The sequence below is a fragment of the Nitrospira sp. BLG_2 genome, from assembly GCF_049222245.1.
Genome location: NZ_JBLYIG010000369.1, coordinates 1 through 11,743 on the forward strand (window position 1 = coordinate 1; position 11,743 = coordinate 11,743).

The following is an 11,743-nucleotide window of genomic DNA, read 5'->3' on the forward strand; positions in this document are numbered from 1 at the left end:
CCTTGAGCGAGCGAACGACCGGTGTGGATAAGAGTACATCTCCGATTCGACGCGTACAGACGACCAACGCGCTGTTCATGTCCCGCTTCATCTCACCACCGGGTACCTTCTCGCCGATTGCGCTGCGACAATCATCCCATAGCACACAACGAATGACGTGCTACACCTTTCTCAAAAATGCGAGCATGTCGTGGCCCTTGTTCAGCAGGCTTGCCGGAATGCCAAAAACTTCTCCCATTACTTTTAATACCCGGTAGGCAACCGGTGACACATGATGAGATTCAGCGAACCTGACACGCCTAGTCTCAAGACGTTCCACTCGAAATCCACATTGCCCGGCCAGATAGGCGAGCGAGCGAGGGGAAAAGAAGCTGACATGACCGCCCATTGAAGATAGATTGAACCCATCCCAGGATTCTCTCATGACACCGGCCGTCCAACTTGAGGCGTTCGGTGTATTAACAATGAGGATACCCTCCGGCTTCAAGATCCTAGAGCATTCGTTCAACAGCAGGAGCGGATCGTTCAGGTGCTCAATGAGCTCGAAGGCCGTGATGACATCAAATGCCGCGTCAGGAAAGCGGGCGTCGTGGAGCAGCCCGCAAAACACCTCGAACCCGGCACGCTGAGCCGTCTCAGCGGCTTTCCTCGCTATTTCCACGCCGGACGGGAGATATCCCAACTGTCTTGCTACGGCAAGCAACGCTCCGCTGGAGCAACCCACATCGAGCAAACGAATCTGGGACGATCGGCCAAGCAGACGGAGAGCGTAACGCAACCGCCGCTCAGTCACCTGCCGAAAGCGGGCGACTGATTGAGCCTCGGGCGTTGTACCGTTCGAGGTGTCCCATTTCTTCAGCGCTGTCTCATAGTGGTCACGCGTGCAACTGCTGAGGAGCTGACCACACATCGTGCATCGAAGCAGCGGCCCTTCGGCCAATGTAATCGTGCTCGCCTGCAACTCACCGCCGCAGTTGAGGGGACAGCGTGAAAACATGCGATCCCGTGAAGGCGTCAATACGGGAATCGGCTCGTCATTCTCCTCGTTTCCGAACATGATTAGGCGCTTCGCCTCCTTGCACTACCGCCGCGACCGAGCCGCTCGGACGTATTACACAGAGCCGTATTGATCGAGCCCGACCGTGGCGCGAACGGTCGACGAACACAGCAGATCATCCAGGCGTTTTTGATTGCCGGGCAGACTCACGCGATCCTGTTCGGGATGCCATAGGTGAAACACCGTCGCAGCCAAGCGGGCGTTTTTGTGCCTGACTCCGGCATGGCGCAGTCGAATGACCAAATCAGAATCCTCCAGTCCCCATCCCTCGTAGGACTCGTCAAGTCCGTTCACACGGATCAAGTCGGTCCGCCAAACGGAGAGATTGCAGGTCTTGATGCCTTTCCAACGATCCGGCGTCCATTTGCGATACGGAGCATCGGGCAGATTGATCAGCGGAAGCACCCGATTGACATCGCGCCGAAACCAGCGCTGTATCCAATCGATTCCGCTCCACGCATGAATCGGCAGTCGCCGGCGGAGGACACGGCTCGTCAATCCGGCAGAGAGCAACACACGGTTCGATCCGAGGAAATAACCTGGTTCGGCCAACTGTTTATGGGCACGCACGAAATGGCGGGAGGGAACACAGTCACCATCGGTGAACACCACATAGTCGGCGTCCGTCGAGGCGACGGCGCGATTGCGGATGGCGGCGGCTCGAAAACCACGGTCCTCGTGCCAAACATGCGTCAGTTGGAACGGTGTGCGCCGTGCATATTGCCGTACGACTTCGGCCGTCTCCGCCTTCGATCCGTCATCTGCGACCACGAGACCGAAATCGTGGTCGCTTTGGCCACAGTACCCTTCCAGCACAACCGCCAGCGCATCAGGACGATTGTATGTCGTCACGATCACCGCTGTTTTCATTTCGATGGTGCGTCGCCACGGCGTCGAAGAGGCGCTTGTTTGGGAAGCGACCACATCTCTTGCTGTTCGAACCGCTTGGCATACCGATAAAACGTGCCCTCAAAATTTCCCAAGGCAATGACAAACCCAGGCCACCCGTCCAGAAACCCTCGCTTCGCCACATAATGCTTGAGGAACGACCACATGCCATGAAACAACGCGGTCCTCATCGTTACCTTTTGATCGGCGAGCTTCAGCACCCCGAGGGACGAATACCGGTTGGCTTTCTTCACGACTTCCTCGAAATCCCTGAACGGAATCTGCCAAATCGCGTGCGTCAGTCGACCGACCGGTTTGGCGGTCAACAACTCGTATCCTTCGTGGACGGGAGATTCCACGTATTTCATGGACCCTTTTCGAAACAATTGAGGTTGGCGGAAATTCGGGTACCAGCCGGAATGTTTGATCCAGCGTCCCATGAAATAATTCCGTCTCGGCACGAGATAGGCGTCCCGGGCGGGAGTTCCGGATAGGAGCATGAGGATTTCATCCCGGACTTCCGTGGTGCACTGCTCGTCCGTGTCCAGACTGAAAATCCATTCATGCGAACAGGCTTTTACGGCTTGATTGCGCAGATGGCCGAATCCCCGGAACGGAACCTGGACGACGCGAGCCCCCAAATCCTCCGCGATCCTGGCGGTGTCGTCGGTACTGGCGGAATCCGCCACGATGATTTCGTCGGCCCACAACACACTGTTGATGGTATCGGCGATCTTCTTGGCCTCGTTGTAGGCGATGATGTAGGCCGAAATGCTCATGTCCGAGCATCTTGTTGTGGATCGATCCCGGAATACATGAGACCGGAAAATAACGAGTAAAACAGTTTCTCAGTATGATCGTTCAGCGCGGGTTGGAACAGGCAACTGATCGCGATGGTGACCACCAGCCCACGGGCAAGCAGTCCATAGGCGGCATCACCGACAAAGGCCGCCGATCGCCATTGCTGCGCAAAGAGCCAGAACAGCAGGCAGAGCCCTACTATTCCCACCTGTACCATGACGTAGAGGTATTGATTGTGAGGATGAGCGGGAACGGGCCGGCCGATTTCTTGCACACGCGCAGCATAGGCTTGCGCAAATCCTCCGGTGCCGACGCCCGTCAGTGGATGATCCTGAACGATTCCGATGGTGTAATAAAACAATTCCATTCGTTCGGTGACCCCATCGTAGGTCGCCTCCCGGGGATTCCAGTATTCGACGCCGGTGGCGACAAGATCGACCCGATCACGAAAAGGTGTCGAAACCTGATAGGCCGCTGAAAATGCCGCGCTGAGGACAATGACCGCAGCCGCCATGCCTCGCCAGCCGAAATACATATGGAACGCCACCATCACAAGCCCGGCCAGCACCACATACCCTGTTCGGCCTTGCACCATCAATAAGACATTGCCCGCGGCCAGGCAAGCAGCCCCCGTCCAGCCCCATCGCACCCAGCGACTCGAAGACTTCCAAGCCAACAGCCCGAACAACAGCACACCGAATGCCATGAGTATGTTGTGGGTCGTGTGTTTCTTAAATATACAGGGGTTTGACTGATCACAGGTAATAGGTTTGGAGATTGCACAGGGATTGGACGGATCACAATTGATGAGCCAACCGCCAGGAAGAAAACCCGCGCTAAAGGCAAGAGACAGCGCCAGCGTCAAGACCAGGGAGACCGCCAAGGTAAAGATCGCGCGACGACGCTCTTGGATGGTGATCGCCATCGAAATCAATAACGGGATGAGCAAGAGATCGGCGTACTTCTTCACCGCCAGCATTCGTTCTTCCAGAGAACCCATCCCCCAGAAAGACCCTGCCACGAGCATCCCGAACAACAACAGAACGCTCAGTGCCACGGGACTGGCGGTGATTCGACGGATTCGTTCCCGCCACTCTCCGCCGGCAATCCAACATGCCACGAGTAGGACGACCAGAATGCTGTCCGCGACAACCCAAATCGGAATGGTGAACCCGAGCGCAGTGGTTGTCCAGCCTGCCAGTCGCCTCGCCTCCATCTGTAACCTATCCATTGTCCGACTCATCACATGCACACAAGGCAATCAAAGGCGGCCTTCATTCCACAACCGGACGGCGACACGCAAGACACACCTTGCTATTTCTCTATCGGCCTATGATAAAGGCGTGGTTTCAAGCTACGTCTTAACGACGGCCCGCGGAGGGTCTTGAACCGGCACAACCGGCGCTTGAGCGTTCCGACCCGATACTACCGGATCTCGAAGGGAGCGAGAGACATTTTTTTTCCGTTCCAACCTACCTACCGAACTCCCGAGTAGGAGAAACACACCGACCCATACACCAAGAACAAGGAGCCGCATGTTATCCGTCGAGTGATGATACAGAACGGCCAATCCTCCACACAGAATCATAACGCCATACTCTACAAGCACGGTCCGACGATGGCTCCATCCGATCAGAACCAACCGCTGATAATAGTGCTCCCGGTGAGCTTCCCAGATCTTCTTGCGACGAATCACCCGTTTGAGCAAGGTCACTGTCGCATCCACGATGAATGGGGAAAAGATAATGATCGGAACCCATATCTCGAATATTCCGTCACGGACTCCAAGGATCATCAAGGTCCCTGCCAAAAACCCGAGCGTAATGCTCCCCGCATCGCCCATGAAAATGCGAGCCGGTGGAAAATTATGCGTGAGAAATCCCAGAGCGCCCATCGCGACGAACGTGGCGATGATGAGCATGACCGGGAAATGGGCTTGCCATCCAAAATATGCGAGGAATCCGAAACCAAAAAACGTCATCCCGCCGGCAAAGCCGTCCATACCGTCCATAAAGTTATAGAGGTTGGCCATCCACAGGAGGACGAGAACGCTCACCGGAATCGCGGCAAGTCCAAGCAGGATGTTCGGTCCACCGGGTAGAGGAATGGACGACAAGGTCAAGCCGACGCCGCCAATAATGATACACGCGGAGACGGCTTGGACACCCAATCGGAGAGCGGCGGGGAGACCGACACAGTCATCGATGAAGGACACGACAAAGATGAGAAGCACCGATACCACGATCCAAACACTCCCCGACGCCACACCTTTCGGCAACACAGGCTTCGAGGGTTGGATAATCGCCAACACGCTGGCGGCCAGAATGAGACTGATCACCACACTCCCAATGACGGCCAACCCTCCGGTCTGGGGAGTCGGCATGGAATGCAATGTTCGTTCGTTGGGGTGAGCAAGGATCGAAATGAACGATTTCGGCGAACACAACCGGTTTGTGAGCCACCAGGCCGATACAAAAGCAAAGATTCCTGGGAAGGCGACCATCATGATCGATATACCGACACGCTACCTTATTGGACTGACGTTCTAAACCGATTCTGCATCTGGATAGACGAGACCGTGCTGTTCGTTGGGGAAGCTCTATGACTCATTTTTACATTGAAATCAAGACGTAGGTGTCTGGTGAGCCGTCTCAGCAGCCCGCGCCGCGACATTCCGATAAAACGCGATCAACTCCGGAACCGCTTTCTGGAAGGAATATGATGCATGATACCCCAATTCATGCGTGATGGTCGTTGAACTATACCAGGCACAGCCGACGAGCTTTGTCAGCTGCTCCGTTGTCAATGGAACGGGTCTCCCACTGATAACTTGAAGTACATCGCCGCATTGCGCGCCGCTCTTGAGCATCCAAAGAGGCACTCGCCATCGGGGAGGCGTCTTTCCCAATCCGGCCCGCAACCAGTTGTAGATGTCGGACACGCAATACGGTTCGGAATCGGCGACGATATACGCCGGCCGCTTAAAACCGTGTGCACGAAGACACAGCGACACCGCCTGTACGAAATTTTCAACGTGCAGGAGGCTTCGGACCGCCGGCAGACGAGGCAAGGTCGGAAATCTCCCATGATCGATCGCCTCAATCATGCGATACAGGTTGCCTTTTTTGGTGGGACCATAAACCATCGGAAGACGGAGCGAGACGGCGATAAGCCCGTGCCGTCCGGCATACTCCGAAATAAGTTGTTCCGCCCGCCATTTTGACCGACCGTAAGGAGTCTTCGGTTCGGGAACCTGCGATTCATCGACACACCCACTCGTCTCTTCGCCGAATACCTTGACCGAACTGGCGAATACCAGGTGTTTGGCGCCGGCGGATACGGCCGCATCGAGAATACGTTTCGTGCCTTCGACGTTGATTGATTGGTAATCCTCATCCTCGCTCGGGTCATCGATGGCATGAACCTTGGCCGCCAGATGGACGACGGCTTCACAGCCATGCGCGATCTTGTGAATCTTCTTTGGGTCACAGATGTCCGCGGCGACGCGCTCTACCTCCGGTAAGAATTGGGTGTCGCAGTGCCCCGTCCCATGCAGGAGAGCCCGAACTTCATACCCGGATCGACAAAGTTCTTTGACGACGTGCGAGCCCAAAAATCCCGCCGCGCCTGTCACGAGAACCTTCGTCATGCGGACCCATGTGAGCGAGCCGTCTCCGGAACCATCAACAGCTCATGGTAGAGGGCGAGAACCTGCCCGGTAATCCTCGAACCAGACCATTCCTCGACGACAAGCTTGCGGCTCCGATCTCCCATCATCTCACGCAGAGGAGAATCGGACAGCAGCTCGTCGATGGCCTCGGCCAGCGCGGCGGAGTTTTTAGGAGGCACCACCAGCCCGTTAAATCGATCACGTACAATGTCCCGACAGCCGGGAACGTTCGTCGCCACCATCGCTTTGCCGCAAGCCGCCGCCTCGAGCAGGACCTTTGGAAATCCTTCCCGGTATGAGGGCAACACGATCAGCGTCGCCATCTCATAAACCGCGGGCATATCTTCGCGATGTCCCCACCATTCCACGGCTTGTTCCTTCACCCATTCGGCCAGTCTCGACTCGGGGATGGCGGCGGGATTATGTTCATCCCGTCGGCCGACAAGGACACATCGAACGTGGGCGCCTTTGCGCTTTAACAGGCGAGCCGCTTCAACAAATTCCCCGATTCCCTTGTCCCAGAGCATGCGGGCCGGAAGCAGCACGATCGGGGCGCCGCATGGGGGCGGCTTCGGAGAGAATATTTTCTCGTCGATGCCCGATCCCGCGATAATTTTCGTCCGCAAGGCCGGAACAATCCCTTCTTGAACCAGCCGATCCCGATCATCATAGTTTTGGACGAGCACGGTGGAGTTGTTCAAACCTACCGTCGCTTTCAACGACGTCTTTACCCACCAGCGCAACAGCCGCATCCGTTCCCCCATGAAAGCATACCCAAGACCGGCGAATGCGTTGATGACCACCGGGATTCCGGCAATCCAGGCCGCCAGAGACCCGTACAAGATCGGCTTCATGGCGACATGGTGGACGACATCGGGTCTGACGCGCCGATACAATCGCACGAGTTCGGCGACGGTGACCACCTCACGGAGAGGATTGCGGCTCCGGCGGACCATCTCCAACGGCTCCAGCTGAAACCCTTCACCTCGAATTCGCTCTCCATGAGCGTTCACACGAGTCGCCACGATCACATCATAGCCCGCCTCCCGCGCGGCCCGCGCCAGATCGACACGGTGGGACCAGAAATACCAGTCTTCAGTGATGAGATACAGCAGGCGAGGCCGATCGCGCATGAGCACCCAACCAGGCTTGAAACATCAATACGTTCCAGAGCCAATACTGCCAATTGCGCCGGCCCGAGAGATGCTCACGCCATTTCGCTCGGATCGGAGCCGGGTCGAAATATCCTTCACGCTTGAGCCGGGACTCCTCCAACGATGCCTCGACCCAGTCCCTCAAGCTGCCCCGGAGCCAAGAGTCCAATGGAATGCCAAAACCCATCTTGGGCCGTTCAACCAGATGTTTCGGGACATAACGATACAGAACTTGTCGAAGCAACCATTTCCCCTGGCTTCCGGCTCTGATCTTCATCGAAAGAGGAAGGCTCCAGGAAAACTCCACAACACGATGATCCAGCAGGGGCATCCGTGTTTCCAGGCTGATCGCCATCGCAGCCCGATCGACCTTGGTCAAGATATCGTCAGTCAAGAACCCGACCAAATCGTGGAGCATCATCGCTTCACTGAAATCTCGGTCCCCCGACTGTCGCGCTTGGGCGTCGGCCCAGATCGGTCTGTCCTGAGCGCCGATGACCAAGGAAGCGGTTTCTCGTTGTAACGACACGAGCCGCTGATACAATTCCGTCTGACTATTCGAATCCAGGATCGCGGCAAGTTTATGAACCTTTTCCCCGAGGGTCGATATTTTGAGGGAAGCTGGAAGCCCCGGCCTCAACAACTTTCCGAACCGATCCCATTGCTCGGGCGATAGGAGGGTCAAGGCAGATGCCGCCATCGCCCTCATGGGAACAGGCACTCGCGCCATTCGACGCCAGATTGATCTTCCCCAGGAATATCGATTGTAACCTCCGAATAGCTCGTCACCCCCGTCCCCGGAAAGCGCAACGGTGACCTGTTTCTTGGCCAAACTGGCGACCAGATGGGTTGGAATGGCGGACGAATCGCCGAATGGTTCGTCATACATCGAGGGCAGATGGGGAATCACTGCCAAAGCATCGGTTGGACTCACATAGAATTCCGTATGGTCTGTTCCGAGGTGTTCGGCGACTGCCTTCGCCCCAGGCGCTTCATTGTAGTCATCCTCACGGAAACCTATCGAGAAGGTTTTGACCGGACGAGAGGAATGCGCCTGCATGAGTGCCACCACGGTCGAAGAATCGATCCCGCCCGAGAGAAGCGCGCCGAGAGGCACATCGGCAACCATTTGTCCCTTGACTGCCCCGCTCAATAACCGATTCAGCTCATCCGCAGCCGCGCTATCGGTCCAATGGCATCGAGGAGCCCGTCCCGCCACTGCCGCCGCAGACCAATACGATATAGGTTCCGGCAAATAGCGGGCCGGGGATTCTGAAGAAATCGTTACATACGTTCCAGGTAAAAGCTTTCGAATGCCGACGTAGATGGAATACGGCAGGGGCACATAGGCATAGCGCATGAACAAAGCCAGAGCCCCGCGATCGACCTCACCGCGCCAATCCGGGTAAACTTCCAACGCTTTCAGCTCCGAGGCAAAGAGGAACGTTCCGTTCGACCATCCATAATAGAGCGGCTTCTCTCCCATCCGATCACGAGCCAGGACCAGACGCCGCTCAACACGATCCCAAAGAGCCAACGCAAACATTCCAACGGTGGCCTGAAGCGTTTTTTCCACACCCCAGCTTTCAAAAGCCGCCAACAACGTCTCGGTGTCCGAATGTCCTCGCCACGATAGATCCGTGAGCTGCCTTCGAAGTTCCACATGATTGTAGATTTCGCCGTTGAATGCGATGACATATCGACCGGAAGCCGATTCCATTGGCTGATGGGCGGCGGGGGACAGATCCAGAATCGACAGCCGGGCATGGCCGAGTGCGAGACCGATAGAGGGATCGCACCACACTCCTGAATTGTCGGGACCCCGATAACGAATCATTTCGACCATTCTTGAAACAATACGGCTGAGGTCAGAGTCCCGATAGGACATCATTCCGGTGATACCGCACATCAGTGTACCCAACGGCCTGAATGGTCAGGCATGCGTGGAGACCGTATGGTCACGGGTTAACTCAGCCCACACAGATCGCCAACGGTCTCTCTCTGCGGAGCCGGCAGAGCCCCACGACCTGCGAGCCCCGCTTCCAACCGTGCGCCTCAACTGGAGCACCACGTCTCTTACAAGAGCGGCGCTATGCAGACCAACGCCCATCATGGCCCACCTCAATGAAGGGAGGTCATGTACCCTGGCAAGGAGCCGACGACAATAGTTGAGCCGACCGCGACCCAATTTTGCGGCTTCGATTTCAGTCACGCGATAGCCCAACAGCACTTCCTCCAATGCTGCAAAGCAGCTGTGCGAAAAGCTTTGAAGAAGGAGTGCTTGATCTTCGCACCGAGTATCTTCGTCGGAATAGGGATGCGATAAGAACCACGTCCGCTTGCCCATCCAGGTAGGATGGGCGAGCGGAAAGCCCCACCACGGCCTCCCGCAAATGGCCTCGTGTGAGCTTGCCGTGGGGTAGCGGCCGATGACTTCGCCTTCTCCCCGGAAAATCACAGCGCCGGTTCCCAGCAGATCAATGTCGCGATGCGTTTCAAGGTACTGAACCTGACGTTCAAGACGCTGAGGATACGCGACGTCGTCGGCATCCATTCTGGCGATATACCGTCCCCTCGCGAGACGCACACATTGATTCAACCGTGAAGCGAGGCCCTTGTTTCCTCATGGCTCTTGAATGAATCGGATTCGGGAATCCTTCAGAGACAACACACGCTCTGCGGTCCGATCGGTCGAGCCATCATCGATGACGATCAATTCCCAGTCTGGGTACGTTTGGTGAAGGAGTGAACGCAACGCAAGAGCAATTGTCCCGGACGCGTTGTACGCCGACATCGCAACAGTGACCAGAGGCCGTATGTTCAATTAGCTTTCCCTGTAAAACATGCGACCAGGCCAGCCGGCGGCAGTATAAGTCCAGGCACCTCGTAGTCTCCAAGACAGCTCGAATGTCAACCGACGCGCGGCACGGGGGCCGCGGCTCCTGCCCCATACCAAGGATGCCATGAATACCAACAAGGAACGGACTATTTGAAGGGAAGGCCCCAGGCGGTGCTCTTGTGCGGCAGCCTGGAAAGCATCCCACTGAATGGGAATACGGACCTGATGAGGAACACGTGGTGTCAGTTCTCGCAACAACTCATCAAAGCGCCGCTCATACGTATGGTCACGCCGCACTCGTTCAAACCCGCGTCGCGCCATCTCATCTCTTTGTTCAGGACGAGAGAGCAGCGATTTGACCTGTTTGACCATCTCGTCGGCGCCATCGAATGTCAGAACCTCTTCCCCGATGTTGAAATACCGATCGAGGTTCGGAGCCTTCTCAGTCAGGAGACAACCCCCATATCCCGGCGCTTCGAAGATACGTGCTTTGATTTGTCGAGTTGCAAAATCAGAACGACCGTGTGCGCCATCGCTGAAATTGAGACTGACTCGCGATTCGCGAAAAATTTCTCCCATACGCTTGGTCTCGACCGGGCCTTCCGGCCAGCCATGACCGAAACAAGCGACCTCAATGCCTTCGTGTCGAAGCCTTGCAATCATGGCACGACGATTCCCGTACGCTGCTCCGACAAAGCTCACGGAATAGCGGCAGGCCGAAGCAGGAAGAGGGGACATCAAGGCATCGGCATTGGCCGCCCACTGAGAGAGGTAGACCGAATTGATACCGTCCTGATGGTAGCGTTCGACCGTTTGCGGGTAGGTCGTCACGAAGAGATCGAATTCCGAACCGATCAGCTTGGAAAACATCGGATACTTCCATGAATCATCGGTCGACCAATTGACGACCCAGCTCCCGCTGTTCCGGATCACCTGGATGGTCTCGATCCACACTTCATAATGCATCAGAACGCAGAACACGACATCCGGGCTCGTCTCCTCCACACGTTTCAACAATGCGTGATTCAGGCGATAAAAATCATCGTACGGTGTGCGGGACAACGACTCGAAGAAACTGACTTGATGTCCCAAACGGCGCAAGGCAGGAAGGAAATTGGCATATTCCGGGCCTTCTCCACGCGCAGGGTCACCATAGGCGTGCTCTCCCATTACACATAAGATTTTCATGGCATCATGGCGACTTAGCCCACATTATTCATGAACACTTCCGCTGCAATTGTGGATTCGCTGCTGTGACTAGCCAACATGCGGCTTCGGCGGCATGTTGGCGGGCGGGCTGGCCGCTTGGGCGGTCAACAGACTGTTTCAAGTCT

10 protein-coding genes and 1 pseudogene are annotated in these 11,743 nt (G+C 56.2%); 1 reads left to right on the top strand and 10 read right to left on the bottom strand.

All coding sequences use genetic code 11. The features are described from left to right. Nucleotides 1-160: 160 nt before the first annotated feature. The 5 genes from ACOSYY_RS10215 to ACOSYY_RS10235 form a co-directional block, all read right to left on the bottom strand. Nucleotides 161-1,057 carry a class I SAM-dependent methyltransferase gene (locus tag ACOSYY_RS10215; protein ID WP_421662220.1) on the bottom strand — a complete coding sequence of 299 codons (897 nt, stop codon included), beginning with the start codon at nucleotides 1,055-1,057 and terminating at the stop codon, nucleotides 161-163. Between the two features lie 54 nt (nucleotides 1,058-1,111). Beyond that, nucleotides 1,112-1,927 carry a glycosyltransferase family 2 protein gene (locus tag ACOSYY_RS10220; RefSeq protein WP_421662222.1) on the bottom strand — a complete coding sequence of 272 codons (816 nt, stop codon included), beginning with the start codon at nucleotides 1,925-1,927 and terminating at the stop codon, nucleotides 1,112-1,114. Then, complete coding sequence (locus ACOSYY_RS10225) at nucleotides 1,924-2,724, bottom strand: glycosyltransferase family 2 protein (protein WP_421662223.1); 801 nt, start codon at nucleotides 2,722-2,724, stop codon at nucleotides 1,924-1,926. The genes ACOSYY_RS10220 and ACOSYY_RS10225 overlap by 4 nt, the downstream gene beginning before the upstream one ends. Beyond that, nucleotides 2,721-3,977 carry an O-antigen ligase family protein gene (locus tag ACOSYY_RS10230; protein ID WP_421662225.1) on the bottom strand — a complete coding sequence of 419 codons (1,257 nt, stop codon included), beginning with the start codon at nucleotides 3,975-3,977 and terminating at the stop codon, nucleotides 2,721-2,723. The genes ACOSYY_RS10225 and ACOSYY_RS10230 overlap by 4 nt, the downstream gene beginning before the upstream one ends. A 123-nt stretch (nucleotides 3,978-4,100) precedes the next feature. After that, nucleotides 4,101-5,129 carry an MraY family glycosyltransferase gene (locus ACOSYY_RS10235; protein WP_421662227.1) on the bottom strand — a complete coding sequence of 343 codons (1,029 nt, stop codon included), beginning with the start codon at nucleotides 5,127-5,129 and terminating at the stop codon, nucleotides 4,101-4,103. Between the two features lie 40 nt (nucleotides 5,130-5,169). On the opposite strand from ACOSYY_RS10235, the gene ACOSYY_RS10240 reads away from it, so the two are divergent. After that, entirely contained in the window at nucleotides 5,170-5,295 is a 126-nt protein-coding gene (locus tag ACOSYY_RS10240) for a hypothetical protein (protein ID WP_421662229.1), read from the top strand. Between the two features lie 74 nt (nucleotides 5,296-5,369). On the opposite strand, the gene ACOSYY_RS10245 is transcribed toward ACOSYY_RS10240, so the two are convergent. The 5 genes and pseudogenes from ACOSYY_RS10245 to ACOSYY_RS10265 all read right to left on the bottom strand — a co-directional run bounded on the left by ACOSYY_RS10245 (nucleotide 5,370) and on the right by ACOSYY_RS10265 (nucleotide 11,597). Beyond that, nucleotides 5,370-6,395, bottom strand: a complete 1,026-nt coding sequence (locus tag ACOSYY_RS10245) for an NAD-dependent epimerase/dehydratase family protein (RefSeq protein ID WP_421662231.1) — start codon at nucleotides 6,393-6,395, stop codon at nucleotides 5,370-5,372. Then, on the bottom strand, nucleotides 6,392-7,549 hold the full coding sequence (locus ACOSYY_RS10250) for a glycosyltransferase family 4 protein (RefSeq protein ID WP_421662233.1): 1,158 nt from the start codon (nucleotides 7,547-7,549) through the stop codon (nucleotides 6,392-6,394). The genes ACOSYY_RS10245 and ACOSYY_RS10250 overlap by 4 nt, the downstream gene beginning before the upstream one ends. After that, nucleotides 7,512-9,479 (bottom strand): asparagine synthase (glutamine-hydrolyzing), encoded by a 1,968-nt coding sequence (asnB, locus tag ACOSYY_RS10255; RefSeq protein WP_421662235.1) that lies wholly within the window; start codon nucleotides 9,477-9,479, stop codon nucleotides 7,512-7,514. Before asnB ends, ACOSYY_RS10250 begins: the two co-directional genes overlap by 38 nt. A gap of 24 nt (nucleotides 9,480-9,503) precedes the next feature. Continuing rightward, nucleotides 9,504-10,364 (bottom strand): annotated as a pseudogene (locus tag ACOSYY_RS10260) (glycosyltransferase family A protein). Nucleotides 10,365-10,394: 30 nt separating this feature from the next. Continuing rightward, the gene (locus tag ACOSYY_RS10265; protein ID WP_421662236.1) at nucleotides 10,395-11,597 is read right to left on the bottom strand and encodes a CgeB family protein; all 1,203 of its coding nucleotides are present in this window, start codon (nucleotides 11,595-11,597) and stop codon (nucleotides 10,395-10,397) included. Nucleotides 11,598-11,743: the final 146 nt, after the last annotated feature.